Here is an 18,533-nt window from a genome sequence, read left to right on the forward strand (position 1 = left end):
CTATCTCCAATCTCCCGTTTAACGGCGGGAGATATTTGCTTTGCTTCACTCTCTGAAGATGAGAGATAAAACTATAGGGAATCTTGTTTTGGTAAAAAACAGAGTTGTTCTCACACTCTGGCTGCTGATGATGCTGGCTTTATGGCAAATGCCGCTGCTCACTCAGGCTGCAAACCGTCTGGTGTCTGGTACCGGTGTACCACTGGGAGAGATTATTCATGGTTACGCATGGATATTGATCCTGCCGTTTCCTCTGCTATTCCTTCTGTGTTTTTGCCCACAAAACCGAAGCTCACTGTGGCTGATTTATTTGATCAGCGGTGCGCTGTTTGCTGGGTTAATGCTGTTGATTGCCTGGCAGTCCCATCTTTTGGCGGGTGACGAAGATAGCTTAGTGCGCGTTTCTTTAGGCGGTGCATTTTGGCTTATTGGCGCTTTGGCTCTGCTATGTGGGGCAGATGCCGTCAGCCGACTCACCAAAAGCAGCGGGCTACGTATTCTGGCGGCGTTGTTGATCCTCGCACCTGTGCCTATTTTGCTGCTCAGCGGTGCGCTCGATACGCTCTCTTTGATGAAGGAGTACGCCAACCGCGATGATGTGTTTAATCAGGCTCTTGGTCAGCATTTGGCTCTGCTATTGAGCACGCTGTCATTCGCTTTGGTCATAGGCATACCGCTGGGAGTATTGGCGGCTAGGCGGGAGTCGTGGAGAAAACCGATGTTTTCTGTTCTGAATATTATTCAGACCATCCCTTCTATCGCCCTGTTTGGTTTACTGATTGCGCCATTAGCGGGGTTAGCGCAGGCATGGCCATGGTTAGGCGAACTGGGCATTAGCGGTATTGGCGTTGCCCCAGCGCTGATTGCTTTGGTGCTGTATGCGTTACTGCCGCTGGTGCGCAGCGTGGTCGCAGGGTTGGAACAAGTGCCGTCACCGGTCATTGAGGCCGCGCGCGGAGTAGGAATGACGCGAGCGCAAATTTTACGCAAAGTCGAGCTTCCATTAGCGTTGCCGGTGGTATTGAGCGGAGCGCGTATCGTGGCGGTTCAAACGGTAGGCATGGCGGTGATTGCGGCGCTGATTGGTGCGGGTGGTTTCGGCGCAATAGTCTTTCAGGGATTGCTCAGCAGCGCGCTGGATTTGGTGCTGCTCGGCGTTATTCCGGTCGTTGTGATGGCGGTGACGGTTGATACCCTATTTAAATTTTTGGTTTCTCGAATTGAAGCGGCGCGACAATGATTCATTTTAAACATGTTAACAAGTCTTTTGCTGGGCGTCCGGCGGTGGAAGATCTCTCTTTGCATATTGCTGAGGGGGAATTCACCGTGCTGATTGGCACGTCGGGTTCCGGAAAATCGACCACACTGAAGATGATCAACCGCCTCATCGATCACGATAGCGGTGAGCTGACTTTTGCTGGGCAAAATATCAGCAGCTTTGAGCCAGAGGCATTGAGGAGACGCATGGGGTATGCGATTCAATCCATTGGCTTATTTCCCCATTGGACGGTTGAACAGAATATTGCCACCGTACCTCAGCTGTTGAAATGGCCTACGGCGCGTATCCGCGAGCGGGTGACCGAGCTGATGGAAATGCTCAGTCTTGATGTCGCAGAGTTTCGTCATCGTTATCCACACCAGCTCTCCGGCGGTCAGCAGCAGCGCGTTGGCGTCGCTCGCGCACTGGCGGCTGACCCTGAAGTATTGCTGATGGATGAGCCTTTTGGTGCATTGGATCCTGTGACGCGAACCACGCTTCAGCAAGAGATTGCGCGTATTCACACTTTGCTGGGACGCACTATCGTTCTGGTAACGCATGATATCGATGAAGCACTGAGTTTGGCCGACCGCATCGTATTGATGGATGCAGGGAAAGTCATACAGCAGGGCACGCCGCAGGAATTACTTAACCATCCGGTCAATGAGTTTGTGCGTCAGTTCTTTGGCCATAGCGATGTTGGGATCAAGCTTTTGGGTCTGGACGTGGTGGCTTCCCGCGTGCGGCGCGGTGAACTTTCACTGGGTGAGCCGATCCGCTGCGATCTCAATTTGCGCGATGCCATGTCGCTGTTCATCTATCGACAGGTCGATCGTCTACCGGTGATCGATGAAGCAGGGCAACCCGTTGGCGTTCTCTACTTTTCCGATCTCGTCAAAAAAGCGGAGGCGTAATGTCAGGAAAACATCCTTCGTCTACCCGGCGCTGGTACCGAGATCCTCTGCTTTGGGGAGTACTGCTGTTAATCGGTTTAAATAGCGGTATGCCTCATATGGGAAAGCTGTTTGGTGCGTTATTCCCTGATCTGACACGGCCTGTTTATCAGCAAGATAGCTTTTGGTCGCTAACTATCGCACACGTTACGCTGGTGGGGGTCTCAAGTTTGATTGCCGTGGTGTTGGGCGTGAGCGCAGGTTTATTAGTTACGCATCGCGGTGGGCGTGAGTTCCGTTCCTTGGTGGAAACCGTCACCGCAGTAGGACAAACATTTCCGCCGGTCGCAGTGCTGGCGGTGGCGGTGCCGCTCATGGGGTTCAGCCCCGAGCCTGCGGTGATCGCGCTGGTATTGTATGGGCTACTGCCGATTTTACAGGGGACGATCAGCGGCATTGAATCTGTTCCAGCAGCAGTCCGTGAAACCGCTCGCGGCGCAGGTATGAGTCGTTGGCAGATATTATGGCGAGCGGAGATCCCGCTAGCCGCACCGGTGATTTTGGCAGGCGTGCGCACGTCGGTCATCATCAATATTGGTACGGCGGCGATTGCCTCAACGGTTGGGGTAAAAACGCTGGGCTCGCCTATTATTATAGGGCTAAGCGGGTTTAATACGGCTTACGTGATTCAGGGCGCGCTTCTGGTTGCCTTGTTGGCAATGATTACCGATACGGCCTTTGAGCGTTGGGTGAGTTATCTAACGCGCTGGCGCAATGGGGCACTATTCATAGAAGGATCATAAAACATGCGGGTATCGTTGCCGATGTATGCGGTGAATCGAGCGGATGTTGAGTTGTTATGGCAAGGCTTATCCCGTTGGTTAGCGCAGGAAGGGGAAACGAATTTGCCCGCTGCTTTGTGCTGGCCTGACGATCTTTATGACCATTGGCAACAGCCGGATTTATTACTCAGCCAGACCTGCGGCTACCCGTTACAGGAAACGCTCCAGCAAAACGTCGCAGTTGTTGGCGTGTTTCGCTATCGGGTACCGGGTTGTGAGGGCGATGATTACCGTAGCTTTTTAGTTGCCAGAAAGAAGGATGCTGGCGCGGATATTAGCGCTTTTTATGGGCGCAAAGCTGCCTATAACAGCGAGGATTCCCAGTCAGGTTATAACGCGCTGCGCTCGGTAATTGCCCCAATGGCGACTCGTGGACGTTTTTTTGCCAATACCATACAGACCGGCTCACACCGTGCTTCGCTATTGGCGGTTAGGCAAGGTGAAGCGGATATTGCGGCGATTGACTGCGTGACGCTGGCATTATTGCAAAAGGCCGATCCGCAATGCATGAATGGGCTAAAAATTATCGGAGAAACGCCGCCGGCACCTGCGCTGCCGCTGATCACAGCCGCAGGAGATGAAGCTCGCTTGCTACGTTTACGCCATGCGTTAAAAAAGATGGTAGCGGATCCGTCTATGTCTGCGGTGCGCTCGCGTCTATTTATTAGCGGATTTAGCACAATAGCGGTGAGTGAATATCAGCGTTGTACCGAGATGAAACTAAGAGCAGCCGCGTTAGGCGTTACGCGGCTGTAATACGTACGCTGATTAGCGTTTTTGCAGCCAGCGATCGAGCTGGTTAGCAAATTCTTGTCGATCGCGCTGGTGCAGCGCGGCGGGGCCACCGGTTTGGATGCCGCTGGAACGCATCGTATCCATGAAATCACGCATATTGAGGCGTTCTTTAATATTGGCCTCGGTGTAAAGCTCCCCACGAGGGTTGAGCGCGACGCCTCCTTTCTCCAATACCTCTGCGGCTAAAGGAATATCGGCGGTGATAACTAAGTCACCGGGATTAACGCGGCGCACAATTTCATTATCGGCGACGTCAAAACCCGCCTCGACGCGTAGGCTTCGAATAAAGCGCGAAGGCGGAGTTCGGATCGTTTGGTTGGCAACCAGTGTGACAAAAATGCCCACGCGATCGGCGGCACGAAACAGCACTTCTTTGATAACGTTAGGGCAGGCGTCAGCATCGACCCAGATTTGTTTGGCTTCTGACATTATTCTTCTCCCAGCCAGTCTTGCACGGGTAAAAAATCACGCTCCAGCGCGGCTTCCGGTGAGTCCGGTTCGGGGTTGAAATCATACTCCCAGCGGACCAACGGCGGCATCGACATGAGAATCGACTCGGTTCGACCACCGGTTTGCAAACCAAATAGCGTTCCGCGATCCCAGACCAGATTAAATTCAACGTAGCGCCCACGGCGGTATAGCTGAAATTGACGTTCACGATCGCTGAATGGCATATCTTTGCGTTTGGCGACGATAGGTAAATAGGCGTCGCTAAAACCAGCGCCCACTGCCTGCATGAAAGCGAAGCAGCGATCAAAATCTGGCGTATTTAAATCGTCAAAGAACAGGCCCCCTACGCCGCGAGATTCCTGACGGTGCTTGATGTAGAAATATTCGTCGCACCATTTTTTATAGCGCGGGTAAACATCTTCACCAAAAGGCAGGCACAGATTGCGCGCGGTGCGGTGCCAATGCAGCACATCTTCTTTAAACGGATAAAACGGTGTGAGGTCAAAACCGCCGCCAAACCACCAAACCGGTTCCTCGCCTGCTTTTTCAGCGATAAAGAAACGCACATTGGCGTGGCTGGTGGGGACGTAAGGATTTTGTGGATGAATGACCAGCGATACGCCCATGGCTTCGAAGCTACGACCCGCGAGTTCAGGGCGATGAGCCGTGGCGGAAGCGGGGAGCTGTCCGCCGGTAACGTGCGAGAAGTTAACGCCAGCCTGTTCAAAAACGGCACCCTGTGTGAGCACGCGACTGCGACCACCGCCGCCAGCCTCGCGTTGCCAATTGTCTTCACGAAATGTGGATTGACCATCGGCTGCGGCAATCTGTTGGCACAGGGAGTCCTGCAGGTTCAGCAAAAAAGCTTTCACCTGCGATGAAGAAGGCTTGCTCATGACGTTTTCCGCTCACAGCTACATTGATTGGCAAAAATATTGCGAAAAGTGCATCTCGCGATGCAAATAAGGGCAACAGTATAGCGGAAAACATCGCTTTCTTGTGGGATTAACTTTCTGTATTAGCTTGGGCGGCGGCGTTCGTGCGCGTCGAAATAATCCAGATATTTTACGATACCCGTGGCGATGGCCTGTGAAATTTTCTGGCGGAAGGCGACTGACGTTAGCAACTGCTCTTCTTGATGATTTGTAATAAATGAGGTTTCCACCAACACTGATGGAATAGAGGGTGATTTCAGAACCGCAAAAGCGGCCTGTTCAGTGTGTTGGCTGTGCAGATGGTGTACCGGTTTGATGTGATCTAGCAGATGACGTCCTAGCGTTAGGCTATTTTTGATGGTGTCGGTTTGTACCAGATCGAAGAGCACCTGCTGTAGATAGTTGTTATCTTCATCCGCATATTTGGCTCCCGCAACTTTGTCAGCGTCGTTTTCACGCTGAGACAAATACTTTGCCATTGTGCTGCTCGCGCCGCGGTTGGATAGCGCAAATACTGAGGCACCAGACGCGGTAGGGCTGGTGAATCCATCGGCGTGAATTGAGACAAACAGATCCGCCTGATGCTGGTGGGCGATTTCTACACGTTTATAAAGTGGGATAAAGAAATCATCTTCACGCGTCATTTTAACGTCAATGTTACTGTTTTTATGCAGGTAATCGCGAATATAGTGCGCAATTTCCAACACCACATGTTTCTCTTTCGCTCCCTGATGCCCGACGGCTCCAGGGTCAATGCCGCCATGACCGGGATCAAGCATGATCACCTTGCGAGCACCGGGTTCTTTTCTTACCGGTTTTGCGGTCAGTGCAGTGCTGTTGGCAGACGCATCCCCGATTTTACTTCCTGTCAGCGCTATTGCTGCTAATCCAGACAGCAGAAACTGGCGACGAGACGTATATTTAGGCAACAGGCGGAAATGTGAGAAATTCTTCATGTGATGAATGTTTCATGAGCCATTAATGATAAAACAGGTGGTGAATAGTAGCGTGGGGGGAGTGTAATAATCGAGTTGATTACTATTTCGATTTGTTTCTTTTATTATCAAGCATGACAAAGCGTTAGCGAATTTGTGCTGTGTGGGAGATGCCCAGATGTCACGCACTTTGTTAAGCCGGTCGGTTAACCGATGTTTACTGCTTTACAGCCTTTCGTTTGTTATTCATGTTGGTGGCCTACACGATATTGAGAGTTAATGATATTGATCGTTAATAGGACCTCAACAATGACACCTGTTCAAATTGATAATTCTTTTAGCTCGTTGTCCGCTGTGCTTTTCCGTCGTGATTGGGAAAATCTTGCTTGTACTCAATATCGTCGGTTAGCGGCACATCCGCCTTTTTGCAGTTGGCGTAGTGAGCAAGAGGCTCGCGATGGGCAGCCTTCAGGACAATTGATTTCATTAAACGGGGCTTGGGCATTTAGCTATTTTAGCCAGCCAGAACGGGTGCCGGAAGCATGGTTGCAGCATGACCTCGATGATGCTGATGAACTACAGGTGCCTTCTAATTGGCAAATGGCAGGCTACGACGCGCCGATTTATACCAACGTGACTTATCCCTTTCCCGTAAACCCTCCTTTTGTACCTAAAGAAAATCCGACTGGATGTTATTCACTTAGCTTTAGCGTGGACGATGAGTGGCTAGAGCAGGGAGGGCAAACCCGTATTATTTTCGATGGCGTGAACTCTACTTTTTATCTTTGGTGTAACGGCGAATGGATTGGCTATTCGCAGGACAGCCGACTGCCAGCCGAATTTGACCTCAGCCACGCTCTTCGCCAAGGCAAAAATCGAATCGCTGTTATGGTGCTACGCTGGAGCGATGGCAGTTACTTGGAAGATCAGGATATGTGGCGCATGAGCGGTATATTCCGCGATGTGACTTTGCTGCATAAGCCACGCCTTCATCTCCATGATATCCAACTGCGTACCTATTTGGCGCCGGGATTTCATTGCGCTGAATTAGACGCTCAGATCTGTGTCAATCAATCCGCTGATGGCTATTGCGCACGTGTTGCGCTATGGCGAGGGCATACGCTGGTGGCAGAGCAGCAACAGGCTATTCGCAGCGAAACTATCGATGAGCGTGGCGCATATGACGATCGCACTACGCTACGTTTACAGGTGGAGAAACCGCTGTTATGGAGTGCTGAAGAGCCCCATCTTTATCGAGCGGTCGTTTCATTGTTGGATGAACAGGGCAAGGTGGTTGACGTTGAGGCTTATGACGTTGGGTTCCGGCAGGTGGAAATCAGTCACGGTCAGCTAAGGCTGAATGGAAAACCGTTGCTGATCCGTGGCACTAACCGCCATGAACACCATCCAGAAAATGGACAGGTGATGGATGAGGAAACCATGCGCCGCGATATTATGCTGATGAAACAGCATAACTTTAACGCGGTACGCTGTTCGCATTATCCAAATCATCCGCGATGGTACCAACTGTGTGATCAATACGGTCTATACGTGGTAGATGAGGCCAATATTGAAACTCATGGCATGGTGCCGATGAATCGTCTGAGCGACGATCCTGTATGGTTTAATGCGATGAGCGAGCGAGTGACTCGCATGGTACTGCGTGACCGTAACCATCCTTGTATCATTATCTGGTCGTTGGGGAATGAATCCGGCCATGGCTGTAACCATGATGCGCTTTATCGCTGGATTAAAACCAACGATCCAACGCGTCCGGTCCAGTATGAGGGAGGGGGTGCAAATACCGCCGCCACGGATATTCTGTGTCCAATGTATGCACGCGTGGAGCAAGATCAGCCGCATCCGACTGTGCCAAAATGGTCGATTAAAAAATGGATTGGCATGCCAGATGAAGCGCGACCGTTGATCTTGTGTGAATACGCCCATGCAATGGGCAATAGCTTTGGTGGCTTTGATCGCTATTGGCAAGCGTTTCGTAAACATCCGCGCTTACAGGGCGGTTTTGTTTGGGATTGGGTCGATCAGGCGTTGAGCCAAAAAGACGAAAACGGCGAACCGCATTGGGCTTACGGGGGCGATTTTGGCGATAGGCCTAACGATCGCCAATTCTGCATGAATGGTTTAGTTTTCCCCGATCGCACACCTCATCCCGCGCTTTATGAAGCCCAACGTGCGCAGCAGTTTTTCCAGTTCCATTTACTTAACCAGCATCCGTTAACGATAGAAGTGAACAGCGAGTATCTCTTTCGTAGCAGCGACAACGAGCGGCTTTGCTGGAATCTCGCTGTAGATGGAAAACTTATTGCGCAGGGTGACATCGAGATTTTATTACCGCCGCAGGGGTCGCTGCACATTGTTCTGGGAGAGATGCCAGAGCTGAGCCGCTGTGGCGACGGCGAGCTGTGGTTAAACGTGGAAATTCGCCAAATCAAAGGGACTACATGGTCTGAGGCGAACCACCGTTGTGCTTGGGATCAATGGCGTTTAGCACGGCCACAAGCGCTGCCTGCTAGCTATTCAGAAGATGACAGCAATGCTCAGGATGAGTTGCCCACGCTGAATACGCACGATGATGTATTTAGCATTGAGTGGGGCAGCCAACGCTGGCAGTTTAGTCGGCAAACGGGTCTGCTTGAGCAATGGTGGCGGCATGAGCATGCTTCTTTACTGACTCCGCTGAGTGACAACTTCACGCGAGCCCCGCTGGATAATGATATCGGTGTAAGTGAGGTTACGCGTATCGATCCTAATGCCTGGGTCGAACGCTGGAAGAAGGCGGGAATGTATGCGCTGGAGACGCATCTGCGGCAATGCGAGGCTGATTTGATTTCTCGCGGCGTGCAAATCTGCACTACCCATGTTTATATCTACCAACGTCGCACTCTATTTATCAGTCGTAAGACCTATTTGATTGACCGACAGGGCCGGTTACATATTGATGTGAACGTTGATGTCACGTTTGGGATCCCAGCACCTGCGCGTATTGGGTTGAGCAGCCAGTTAGCCGACGTGGCTGAATATGCCTCGTGGCTGGGACTCGGCCCACACGAAAATTATCCAGATCGTTTGCTTTCCGCTCAGCATGGGCGTTGGACGTTACCGCTTTCTGAGCTGCATACGCCGTATATTTTCCCGACTGAAAACGGATTACGCTGTCATACACGCCAGCTCAATTTTGCTGACTGGGCATGGCAGGGCGATTTTCACTTTGGACTCAGTCGCTATAGTCAGCAGCAATTGACTGAAACTTCGCATCACCATTTACTGCGCGAAGAACAGGGGGTTTGGGTCAACATTGATGGATTCCATATGGGGGTTGGCGGCGATGATTCGTGGAGCCCTAGCGTGAGCCCAGAGTTTTTGTTGAGCGCAACACATTACGCGTATTCACTGATCTGGCAGATGCATTCAGATAAGCCCATAGAAACAGCAAGATAACTTTTTCGTTGCGTATCGAAGGATTCCGGCGATAATTAGGTATTAATACAAATAATTACGGTCAGAATCATGGAAATCCGCGTTTTTAAACAAGCTGATTTTGAAGAAGTTACTACGCTGTGGGAGCGTTGCGACCTGTTGCGCCCATGGAACGATCCTGAGACAGATATCGAGCGTAAGTTGAATCACGACGCCGATCTCTTTTTGGTGGCAGAAGTTGGCGGTGAAGTGGTTGGTACCGTAATGGGCGGCTATGACGGCCATCGCGGTACGGCGTATTATCTGGGCGTTCATCCTGATTTTCGTGGCCGTGGCATCGCTAATGCGTTAATTAGCCGTCTCGAGAAAAAGCTTATCGCGCGCGGTTGCCCGAAGATCCAGATCTTGGTCGGTGAAGAGAATGACGCAGTGATCGGCATGTATGAGAAGCTCGACTATGAGACTCAGGACACGCTGTGCATGAGTAAAAGGCTAATCGAAGACCACGAGTATTAAATTTTTCGCTGTTGGCTCGTTATGGGGTGTTTTAGCCGATAACGAGCCAGTAACGGCGATATTCCCGCGAGTTTTTTATGTCTCATCGTAGCTACTCCCCCGACGATTTTAACCATCATGGCATGCTAAGTTTGCCGTGGGCATTTTGGCTGGTGCTCGTCTTACAGGCTAAAACCTGGTTTCTGTTTGTTATCGCCGGTTCTTCGCGTCAACAGGGTGCGGATTTGCTGACGCTGTTTTATCCTGACCGGGGACTATTCTGGAGTGGAATGCTAGCAGGGCTTCCCGCCGCGCTTGGTTTTTTACTGAGCGGCCGTCGCCATTTATGGAAAGGTATTTGGAAAGCGTGGCGCTGGGTATTAATCGCGACAACCTTCGTTCAAATGGGGCTGCAAGCGGTGCCTTTCTGGACAGACGGCGGTGATGTGACCCTGCTGTCATTGGCTATCTTGTTGCTGGATCTAATGGCGTTAGCCTATCTGCTGTTCAACTCGCGTGTGATTGATAGCTTCAACGTAAGCGAGTAGTTTTGATGTAGAGTTTTGCTGAATAAATTGAAAAGTTTCGGCACTTTTTCTCTCAGGCGAACTCCAACCTGCCAGATAAACTTTTTCGGGGGGCTAATCACCGCTCGATCCCAAGGAGCATTTGCATGAATTTTCGTCCTCTGTTGCTGGTAGTTCCGTTGCTATTAACGGGCTGCTCTACGATGAGTAATATGTCATGGTCAAGCATGTCGCCGCTGAACTGGTTTAGTAGCTCAGTTGAAGTGAGTGATATGGGGATTGCAGGCATTAATGCGTCGACGCCGTTGAATGAGTCTGCGATTAATAAGGCGCTGGACGATAATTATCGCCTGCGTTCTGGAATGGGAACGCGCAATGGCACCGTCACATCGTTTTATCAGGCGCTCGATGGTGACACCGTGGTGATGACGATCAGCGGCGATGATAGCGGTAAAGTGAAGCGCGTGAATGTTGAGAATGATGCGATCAAAACCGCGTGGGGCGTGAAAATTGGTACACCGTTTAGTGATTTGTATGAAAAAGCGTACGGTGTATGTCAGAAAGGTCAGGGCGATAATGCCAACGATGTCGAATGTGTTTCCAAAGAGAGCCGCCACGTTAGCTATTTGTTTAGCGGCGAATGGCGTGGCCCAGAAGGTTTAATGCCGTCTGACGATACGCTGAAAGATTGGAAGATTAGCCAGATTGTTTGGCATGCGAATGCCATCTAACGTGCAGCGCTAAGTTTTGGGTATCGGCGTCAATCAACCGGCTTTAACTCTGAAAGCCGGTTTTCCCTCTTTCCAATGACCTCTTTTTTGTTTCCAATTCTTGTTTTTTAGCAAGGCAACACTTCACGCATCGCGTAAACTACGCGCAATTAAATCGCGTCTGCGAGCGCGGCAACCAGTCAAAAAGGGAGATGACGTTTTAATGTCACAGCCACAAAGCGGTATTTTATTAGAGCATTGTCGTTTTGGTATTTTCATTGAAGCCTTGGTGCAAGGCGATCTTGATGCGGTGCGTCAGGGATGCAAAACCTTCGTAAATAGTCTGCAAGCGTTGCAAAAACAGTACCCACAGGATCGCTTGGGAGCCGTTATCGCGTTTGGTAACGACGTATGGCGCGATATTTCCGCCGGTGTGGGCGCTCCAGATTTAAAACCGTTCACGCCGTTGGGCAAGGGGCTAGCGCCTGCGACTCAGCGCGATCTGTTTATCCACATCCAATCTTTGCGTCATGATATCAACTTCTCGTTGGCTCAGGCAGCGCTGGCCGCGTTCGGCGATGCCATTAAGGTTGAAGAAGAAATTCATGGTTTCCGCTGGGTTGAAGAGCGTGATCTGAGCGGTTTCATTGACGGCACTGAAAACCCAAAAGACGAGCAACGTCCAATCGTTGGTGTGGTTGGCAATGACGATGCCGATGCAGGGGGGAGCTATGTGTTTGTTCAGCGTTGGGAACATAACCTCAAGCAATGGGGCCGTTTCAGCACCGAGCAGCAAGAGCAAATTATCGGACGTACCAAGCATGATAGCGAAGAGCTAGACCCAGAATCTCGCCCAGATACGTCACACGTCAGCCGCGTTGACCTGAGCGAAGAGGGCAAAGGGCTGAAAATTCTGCGCCAAAGCCTGCCTTATGGCACCGCAAGTGGTGCTCATGGTCTGATGTTTGTCGCTTATTGTGGCCGCTTGCACAATATTGAGAAACAGCTGTTGAGCATGTTTGGTGATTTGGACGGCAAACGCGATCAGCTGTTGCGCTTTAGTAAAGCGGTTACCGGTAGCTACTACTTTGCACCATCTTTGGATCGTTTAATGTCGCTATAGTTGTACTCGTCTCAACATATCTCGGACATGACGTTCGGGGTATGTTGAACGTTAGAATTCAAAGGATTGGATACTAAAATGCCTCACGTATGTTTTTCAGCCATAATAAAGCATCGTCTTTTTGTCAGTTTGCTCGGGATAAGCTCTGTATTTATTACGCAGGTGTTTGCCGATTCTGTTATTCCATCCAATCAGGCATCTCACTACGATGTGAATATCAATTTACCTGATGGACAAGCTGAGCCTGATAAGTTCTCTCTAGATTTTTATAAAAACTATATGATAACGCAGGATATGCAGAGTGCTGGGAAGCCTATGCCGAATGATTTCGTAGCCGAAAATTATTTATCTCATTATTTAGCTAACCGGATGAAATATTATTGGCAAGATGAAAATGGCCCCGGTTACGACTATTATATTCGTGCACAGGATTACCCACCAGAGTGGGTATCACATATCAATGTGAGTAGGTTATTTTCGGATTTCTTTCCTGATTTATCCCATAGTATCATCACGCTCGGTGATGGCTGCAATAAGCAACGTTTTCTTGTTAATTTAACTCAAGAAGATAAATCTTGGAAAATATTATCCATTCAATTATTAGATGCTGAAAATAGTGGATGTTATTTTTCTCAAGATCAAGATGTCATGGTGGAGCAGGAGAATGCACCAGCGTTTTGTCGACAACTCAATCATACTGCACATGCTCATCGGTCATGGTTAAAAAATAATATCACGCGAGGGGAAACCGTTATTAGCGCTGGTGGCCCGATCGCCGTGTACAGCGCACCTGAAACCAGCTGTGCCATTGAAAATGGAGAACTGAACTCTGGGGATAAAGTATCGCCTTATATTGAATATCAGGGATTTGTCGCCATCAGTTATCAAAGTTCAGGCTCCGGTGATAAGCGCGGATGGATTTTACCATCCAGATTAGAGACAACGGAAACAGACGATTATCCCATCGGCGAAGATGAAGACACGCCTTCACCTTATTTTAGACAAACGATTAATACGATTTTATCTGCTATAGACCGCCACCATCTTACCGATGGCAACGATCAATGTTATTCATATCGCTATAAACGCCATCCAGAATCTGACAATGAAACGATTTCTGTTATCAGGGATAATAATTCCGCGGCCTGTAAAAAAGAGAATGGTGAGTCTCCTCAGGAACCCTTTGATATCACCATCGATATTGACTCAGGCAAGATAGTGACAAATTTAGCTTCACTGAAGAATGCCCCCGTGGTGTTAGATACCAAATATAATCCGGTTTCTAAATCCGTTATCGGCTCACAGCGGGTTTATTTTTACTCATCACCATCAGATGCGGATAAATTAAATAATATCTTTGTTATTCCTGATGACAAAGTGATGTCTTATGGCACAAAAGATGGTTTTGATTTTGTTAACTATGTTAGTAAAGACCACGTTATCTCTTCAGGCTGGATGAAATCGTCAAGTCTACGCGAATTCATTGACTCATCTAAAGCAACGGCCTATACCGGAGAGCCGTTGGTCGCCGGCGATTTTTATTTTCGCTATCACGGCGTAGGTGCGATGCTAACAGGTTTAACCAACAATGAATGGGTTCTATGGCTTAGCAGCAACCAGATTACCGCTACGCAGGACAAAACCACGGGCGATGCCTTCTCTAACGTTAACTTTAAAGGTGGCTCGGCGACGTTAGTGCCACAGGATGATATCGTGCGCGACAGGCTTATTTACTCCGGTTACCAAGGCGATCGTAGTCAGCTTTATCTCTCTGCTATCACATTTAACGACAGCAGTATAAAAACTTCGCGCGGCATTGGTGTTGGCGATGATATGGCTGAAGTAGTACGGCGATATGGTGCGGGATACGAACAAATCAGCGACCAGTGCATTGGCTACTTTTATTTTGATCAGCGTCTGTCATTTTGTGTTGATGAAAAAGACAAAGTGAAATCGATTGAGTTTTTGAGTCATTATTTGCCTGAAACAACAGGTAATGACACAAATTAGCGACCACCTTATCAACTTTTGCCACCGCGGAAAAAACATCTTGCGGTGGCAAAAGTTATCGCCGTACCTATTCAACACTTCCCCTTATAGCGTTTGATGCTTTCTGAGTCCTAAACGATATATAAAACCGTTACAGGTTAGCCTCTAGTTATAAATACACTAACAGTCATACAGACGACATGAGTTGTCGTTTTCACAGACTGACTGAAGGTGAACGATGAAACTGAACAAGCTCAAAGGATGGACACTGGCAACGCTGCTGATTTCTGGTAGCGCGTCGGCGGCTGAACTGTTGAACAGTTCTTATGATGTTTCTCGCGAGCTTTTCGCTGCGCTTAATCCGGCCTTTGAAACCCAGTGGCAGAAAGAGGGAAATCCGGCGCTGACGATCAAACAGTCTCATGCGGGTTCTTCCAAACAGGCATTGGCGATTTTACAGGGCCTGCGTGCCGACGTTGTGACCTACAACCAGGTGACGGATGTGCAGATTCTGCACGATCGCGGCAACCTTATTCCCGCAGATTGGCAAGCCCGTCTGCCAAACAATAGCTCGCCGTTTTACTCCACCATGGCGTTTTTAGTTCGTAAAGGAAACCCAAAACAGATCCACGGCTGGAATGATTTGGTCCGTAGCGATGTGAAACTGATTTTCCCAAATCCCAAAACCTCGGGTAACGGTCGCTACACCTATCTGGCGGCTTGGGGAGCGGCGAATCTTCAAGACGGTGGCGATCAAGCTAAAAGTCGCGAATGGATGAAGCGTTTCCTCGGTAACGTTGAGGTATTTGATACCGGCGGTCGCGGTGCAACCACCACTTTCGTGGAGCGTAATCTGGGTGATGTGTTGATCAGCTTTGAATCGGAAGTGAAAAATATTCAGAAGCAATATGGCGATGCGGGTTACGAAGTGATTGTTCCTCCGGTTGATATTCTGGCGGAGTTTCCTGTGGCATGGGTGGATAAAAACGTCGAACGCAATGGGACAGAAAAAGCGGCTAAAGCTTATTTGAATTACCTCTATTCGCCAGAGGCGCAGAAGATCATCACCAGCTTTAACTATCGTGTATATGACAAGCAGGCGATGGCCGCGGCAAAAGAGCAGTTCCCTGAAACCAAACTGTTCCGCGTTGAGGAGCAGTTCGGGAGTTGGCCGCAGGTGATGACAACGCACTTCGCAACGGGCGGAGAGTTGGATCAGTTGTTAGCGGAAGGACATCGATAATGTTGCTGTCTCGCGCTGCGCCGAAAAGGGTTTTGCCCGGCTTTACCCTGAGTCTGGGCAGTAGCCTGCTGTATACCTGCCTGATTTTGTTGCTGCCGTTAAGTGCGCTGGTCATGCAACTGGCACAGATGACATGGCAGCAGTATTGGGACGTGATTACTAATCCGCAGGTGGTCGCCGCTTATAAAGTGACGCTGCTGGCGGCGGGGGTAGCCAGCGTGTTCAACGCCGTGTTTGGCATGCTGATGGCGTGGATCCTGACGCGTTACGAATTCCCCGGAAAAACGCTGTTGGATGGTCTGATGGATTTGCCATTTGCGTTGCCGACCGCGGTGGCGGGGCTAACGCTGGCGGGGCTGTTTTCGACTACGGGTTGGTATGGACAGTGGCTGGCGCTGATTGATATCAAAGTGGCCTTTACGTGGTTGGGTATTGCCGTGGCGATGGCATTTACGAGCATTCCGTTTGTGGTGCGCACGGTTCAGCCCGTATTAGAAGAACTCGGCCCTGAGTACGAAGAGGCTGCGCAGACGTTGGGCGCCTCGCGTTGGCAGAGTTTCCGTAAAGTGGTATTTCCTGAAGTCGCCCCAGCGCTATTAGCCGGAACAGCGCTTTCATTCACGCGCAGCTTGGGTGAGTTTGGTGCGGTTATTTTTATTGCAGGCAACATTGCATGGAAGACGGAAGTCACTTCGCTGATGATCTTTATTCGTCTGCAGGAGTTTGATTATCCCGCGGCTAGCGCCATTGCCTCCGTTATCTTAGCTGCGTCACTGCTGCTGTTATTTAGCATCAACACCTTACAGAGCCGTTTCGGCAAGCGTATCGGGGGGCATTAATGGCTGATTTATCTGCATGGCAGGGCAATGCCCAGCAACTCCGGCCGAAAACGGATTGGTTGAAATGGTTTCTGATTGGCAGCGGCGTGTTGTTTTCCGTATTGCTGTTGTTGGTGCCGATGATTTCAATTTTTGCCATCGCATTTTCTGAAGGCGCGGGCGTAGTGTGGAAGAATCTTAGCGATCCAGACATGCTACATGCCATATGGCTCACGGTGCTGGTGGCGCTGATTACGGTACCGGTTAACCTCATTTTCGGTACCTTGTTGGCATGGCTGTGTACGCGCTTTGTGTTTCCTGGGCGCCAGTTGTTGCTCACCCTGATTGATATTCCTTTTGCCGTATCGCCAGTGGTGGCGGGGCTATTGTATCTGCTGTTTTATGGTTCGAATGGCCCACTGGGCGGATGGTTGGATGCGCATGATATCCAATTGATGTTCTCATGGCCGGGCATGGTGATGGTCACGGTGTTTGTGACTTGTCCATTTGTGGTTCGTGAATTGGTGCCGGTGATGATGAGCCAAGGAAGCCATGAAGATGAGGCGGCCGTGTTACTCGGTGCTTCTGGTTGGCAGATGTTTCGTCGCGTAACGCTGCCAAATATTCGTTGGGCATTGTTGTATGGCGTGGTGCTAACCAATGCGCGAGCGATTGGGGAATTTGGTGCGGTGTCGGTGGTTTCTGGCTCTATTCGTGGTGAAACCTATACGCTGCCGTTACAGGTTGAGTTGTTGCATCAGGATTACAATACCGCCGGCGCATTTACCGCCGCAGCGCTTCTGACCTTGATGGCAATAGTCACGTTGTTTTTGAAAAATATGCTGCAGTGGCGATTGAACCGTCAAGTGGTTCACGCCGAGCGGGAGGGCGCGAAATGAGCATTGAGATTAAACAGGTCAACAAATACTTTGGCCGTACCAAAGTCCTGAACGATATTTCACTGACCATTCCGTCTGGCCAGATGGTGGCTCTGCTTGGCCCGTCCGGCTCAGGTAAAACGACGTTACTGCGTATTATCGCAGGGCTAGAAGGGCAGAGTGGTGGACAACTAAGCTTCAATGGTCATGACGTTAGCCGCCTGCATGCGCGCGATCGCCGCGTAGGGTTTGTTTTTCAGCACTACGCCCTGTTTCGCCATATGAGCGTTTTTGACAATGTGGCCTTTGGTTTAACCGTGCTACCGCGCCGCGAACGTCCATCGACAGCGGCGATTAAGCAGAAAGTCGAACAGCTGCTTGAAATGGTTCAGTTGGCACATTTGGCCGATCGTTTTCCTTCTCAGCTATCCGGTGGACAGAAACAGCGCGTCGCTCTGGCACGCGCGTTGGCCGTTGAGCCTGAGATTTTATTGTTAGATGAGCCGTTTGGCGCTTTGGACGCACAGGTGCGTAAAGAGCTGCGTCGTTGGCTGCGTCAGCTACATGAAGAATTAAAGTTCACCAGCGTTTTCGTGACTCATGATCAGGAAGAGGCAATGGAAGTTGCCGATCAAATTGTGGTGATGAGTCAGGGTAATATCGAACAAATTGGTACTCCTGATGACGTTTGGCGCGAGCCTGCTAGCCGCTTTGTGCTGGAGTTTTTGGGCGAAGTGAATAAGGTGGATGGCGAAATTCGTGGTTCACACATTTATATTGGTGAGCATCATTGGCCGCTGGCTTTCTCTCCGCTGCATCAGGGCAAAGTGGATATGTTCCTACGTCCTTGGGAGATGGAGGTGAGTCTACAGGCCAACGCCCGTTGCCCGCTTCCAGTTCAGGTGTTGGAAGTGAGTCCGCGTGGGCATTACTGGCAGCTCACCGTTCAGCCTCAGGGCTGGCATCCAGAGCCGATCAGCGTAGTTATGTTGGAAGGCAATGGAACACAGGCTCCTAAACGCGGTGGCCGCTACTTTGTTGGTGGATTGAATGCGCGTTTGTATGCGGGAGATACGCCCTTGCAACCCGTAGCCTTGGCGAAAAGTGCCTAATTTTGTTGACCGTTCCCCGTCCTTTTCTCTGAGGGCGGGGATTTAGAGTGTGCCTCTTCAACATTTCCGCTTTTGCATTACACTAAACTTCT

Annotated in this window: 17 protein-coding genes; 14 read left to right on the forward strand and 3 right to left on the reverse strand. The window is 50.1% G+C overall.

Features of this window, described 5'->3' with window-relative positions:
- Nucleotides 1-58 precede the first annotated feature (58 nt).
- From HMPREF3091_RS14945 to HMPREF3091_RS14960, 4 genes are read left to right on the forward strand one after another with little or no spacing between them, the layout of a single operon-like run.
- Entirely contained in the window at nt 59-1,240 is a 1,182-nt protein-coding gene (locus HMPREF3091_RS14945) for an ABC transporter permease (protein ID WP_070716700.1), read from the forward strand.
- Entirely contained in the window at nt 1,237-2,172 is a 936-nt protein-coding gene (locus HMPREF3091_RS14950) for an ABC transporter ATP-binding protein (protein ID WP_004096226.1), read from the forward strand. The genes HMPREF3091_RS14945 and HMPREF3091_RS14950 overlap by 4 nt, the downstream gene beginning before the upstream one ends.
- Nucleotides 2,172-2,954, forward strand: a complete 783-nt coding sequence (locus HMPREF3091_RS14955) for an ABC transporter permease (protein WP_070716701.1) — start codon at nt 2,172-2,174, stop codon at nt 2,952-2,954. Before HMPREF3091_RS14950 ends, HMPREF3091_RS14955 begins: the two co-directional genes overlap by 1 nt.
- Before the next feature lie 3 nt (nt 2,955-2,957).
- Nucleotides 2,958-3,749, forward strand: coding sequence for a phosphate/phosphite/phosphonate ABC transporter substrate-binding protein (locus tag HMPREF3091_RS14960; RefSeq protein WP_070716703.1), 792 nt, complete (start codon nt 2,958-2,960; stop codon nt 3,747-3,749).
- 12 nt (nt 3,750-3,761) lie between these two features.
- Here the strand turns inward: HMPREF3091_RS14960 and HMPREF3091_RS14965 are convergent, their stop codons facing one another.
- The 3 genes from HMPREF3091_RS14965 to amiA form a co-directional block, all read right to left on the reverse strand.
- Entirely contained in the window at nt 3,762-4,217 is a 456-nt protein-coding gene (locus tag HMPREF3091_RS14965; protein WP_004096220.1) for a YaiI/YqxD family protein, read from the reverse strand.
- Complete coding sequence (gene hemF / locus HMPREF3091_RS14970; protein ID WP_070716705.1) at nt 4,217-5,134, reverse strand: oxygen-dependent coproporphyrinogen oxidase; 918 nt, start codon at nt 5,132-5,134, stop codon at nt 4,217-4,219. Before hemF ends, HMPREF3091_RS14965 begins: the two co-directional genes overlap by 1 nt.
- A gap of 122 nt (nt 5,135-5,256) precedes the next feature.
- Nucleotides 5,257-6,129, reverse strand: a complete 873-nt coding sequence (amiA, locus tag HMPREF3091_RS14975) for an N-acetylmuramoyl-L-alanine amidase AmiA (protein ID WP_004096216.1) — start codon at nt 6,127-6,129, stop codon at nt 5,257-5,259.
- A gap of 288 nt (nt 6,130-6,417) precedes the next feature.
- Between amiA and HMPREF3091_RS14980 the strand changes: the two genes are divergently transcribed.
- The 10 genes from HMPREF3091_RS14980 (at nt 6,418) to cysA (ending at nt 18,441) form a co-directional block, all read left to right on the forward strand.
- Nucleotides 6,418-9,567, forward strand: a complete 3,150-nt coding sequence (locus HMPREF3091_RS14980) for a beta-galactosidase (RefSeq protein ID WP_070716707.1) — start codon at nt 6,418-6,420, stop codon at nt 9,565-9,567.
- Nucleotides 9,568-9,636: 69 nt separating this feature from the next.
- Complete coding sequence (locus HMPREF3091_RS14985; RefSeq protein WP_004096212.1) at nt 9,637-10,062, forward strand: GNAT family acetyltransferase; 426 nt, start codon at nt 9,637-9,639, stop codon at nt 10,060-10,062.
- A 77-nt stretch (nt 10,063-10,139) separates the two neighbouring features.
- Nucleotides 10,140-10,589, forward strand: a complete 450-nt coding sequence (locus HMPREF3091_RS14990; RefSeq protein ID WP_035504099.1) for a DUF2919 domain-containing protein — start codon at nt 10,140-10,142, stop codon at nt 10,587-10,589.
- Between the two features lie 125 nt (nt 10,590-10,714).
- Entirely contained in the window at nt 10,715-11,299 is a 585-nt protein-coding gene (locus HMPREF3091_RS14995) for an RpoE-regulated lipoprotein (protein ID WP_070716709.1), read from the forward strand.
- A 202-nt stretch (nt 11,300-11,501) separates the two neighbouring features.
- Complete coding sequence (locus HMPREF3091_RS15000) at nt 11,502-12,401, forward strand: Dyp-type peroxidase (RefSeq protein ID WP_070716710.1); 900 nt, start codon at nt 11,502-11,504, stop codon at nt 12,399-12,401.
- A 78-nt stretch (nt 12,402-12,479) separates the two neighbouring features.
- Nucleotides 12,480-14,411: a DUF3828 domain-containing protein gene (locus HMPREF3091_RS15005; RefSeq protein WP_070716712.1), complete on the forward strand. Its 1,932-nt coding sequence runs from the start codon at nt 12,480-12,482 to the stop codon at nt 14,409-14,411.
- 217 nt (nt 14,412-14,628) lie between these two features.
- Nucleotides 14,629-15,633: a sulfate ABC transporter substrate-binding protein gene (locus tag HMPREF3091_RS15010; protein ID WP_064574567.1), complete on the forward strand. Its 1,005-nt coding sequence runs from the start codon at nt 14,629-14,631 to the stop codon at nt 15,631-15,633.
- Nucleotides 15,633-16,472 (forward strand): sulfate/thiosulfate ABC transporter permease CysT, encoded by an 840-nt coding sequence (gene cysT, locus HMPREF3091_RS15015; protein ID WP_004096198.1) that lies wholly within the window; start codon nt 15,633-15,635, stop codon nt 16,470-16,472. Before HMPREF3091_RS15010 ends, cysT begins: the two co-directional genes overlap by 1 nt.
- Nucleotides 16,472-17,350 (forward strand): sulfate/thiosulfate ABC transporter permease CysW, encoded by an 879-nt coding sequence (gene cysW / locus HMPREF3091_RS15020; RefSeq protein WP_070716714.1) that lies wholly within the window; start codon nt 16,472-16,474, stop codon nt 17,348-17,350. The genes cysT and cysW overlap by 1 nt, the downstream gene beginning before the upstream one ends.
- A complete protein-coding gene (gene cysA / locus HMPREF3091_RS15025; protein ID WP_004096196.1) occupies nt 17,347-18,441 on the forward strand; it encodes a sulfate/thiosulfate ABC transporter ATP-binding protein CysA in 1,095 nt (364 codons plus the stop codon). Before cysW ends, cysA begins: the two co-directional genes overlap by 4 nt.
- The last annotated feature ends 92 nt before the right edge of the window (nt 18,442-18,533 follow it).

The sequence above is a fragment of the Hafnia sp. HMSC23F03 genome, assembly GCF_001816025.1.
Lineage (GTDB): Bacteria > Pseudomonadota > Gammaproteobacteria > Enterobacterales > Enterobacteriaceae > Hafnia > Hafnia paralvei.

What these genes read in the sequence shown, in the direction of transcription:
- HMPREF3091_RS14945 (WP_070716700.1), top strand. Translation starts at nt 59, where the DNA reads ATGAGAGATAAAACTATAGGGAATCTTGTTTTGGTAAAAAACAGAGTT.
- HMPREF3091_RS14950 (WP_004096226.1), top strand. Translation starts at nt 1,237, where the DNA reads ATGATTCATTTTAAACATGTTAACAAGTCTTTTGCTGGGCGTCCGGCG.
- HMPREF3091_RS14955 (WP_070716701.1), top strand. Translation starts at nt 2,172, where the DNA reads ATGTCAGGAAAACATCCTTCGTCTACCCGGCGCTGGTACCGAGATCCT.
- HMPREF3091_RS14960 (WP_070716703.1), top strand. Translation starts at nt 2,958, where the DNA reads ATGCGGGTATCGTTGCCGATGTATGCGGTGAATCGAGCGGATGTTGAG.
- HMPREF3091_RS14965 (WP_004096220.1), bottom strand. Translation starts at nt 4,217, where the DNA reads ATGTCAGAAGCCAAACAAATCTGGGTCGATGCTGACGCCTGCCCTAAC.
- hemF (WP_070716705.1), bottom strand. Translation starts at nt 5,134, where the DNA reads ATGAGCAAGCCTTCTTCATCGCAGGTGAAAGCTTTTTTGCTGAACCTG.
- amiA (WP_004096216.1), bottom strand. Translation starts at nt 6,129, where the DNA reads ATGAAGAATTTCTCACATTTCCGCCTGTTGCCTAAATATACGTCTCGT.
- HMPREF3091_RS14980 (WP_070716707.1), top strand. Translation starts at nt 6,418, where the DNA reads ATGACACCTGTTCAAATTGATAATTCTTTTAGCTCGTTGTCCGCTGTG.
- HMPREF3091_RS14985 (WP_004096212.1), top strand. Translation starts at nt 9,637, where the DNA reads ATGGAAATCCGCGTTTTTAAACAAGCTGATTTTGAAGAAGTTACTACG.
- HMPREF3091_RS14990 (WP_035504099.1), top strand. Translation starts at nt 10,140, where the DNA reads ATGTCTCATCGTAGCTACTCCCCCGACGATTTTAACCATCATGGCATG.
- HMPREF3091_RS14995 (WP_070716709.1), top strand. Translation starts at nt 10,715, where the DNA reads ATGAATTTTCGTCCTCTGTTGCTGGTAGTTCCGTTGCTATTAACGGGC.
- HMPREF3091_RS15000 (WP_070716710.1), top strand. Translation starts at nt 11,502, where the DNA reads ATGTCACAGCCACAAAGCGGTATTTTATTAGAGCATTGTCGTTTTGGT.
- HMPREF3091_RS15005 (WP_070716712.1), top strand. Translation starts at nt 12,480, where the DNA reads ATGCCTCACGTATGTTTTTCAGCCATAATAAAGCATCGTCTTTTTGTC.
- HMPREF3091_RS15010 (WP_064574567.1), top strand. Translation starts at nt 14,629, where the DNA reads ATGAAACTGAACAAGCTCAAAGGATGGACACTGGCAACGCTGCTGATT.
- cysT (WP_004096198.1), top strand. Translation starts at nt 15,633, where the DNA reads ATGTTGCTGTCTCGCGCTGCGCCGAAAAGGGTTTTGCCCGGCTTTACC.
- cysW (WP_070716714.1), top strand. Translation starts at nt 16,472, where the DNA reads ATGGCTGATTTATCTGCATGGCAGGGCAATGCCCAGCAACTCCGGCCG.
- cysA (WP_004096196.1), top strand. Translation starts at nt 17,347, where the DNA reads ATGAGCATTGAGATTAAACAGGTCAACAAATACTTTGGCCGTACCAAA.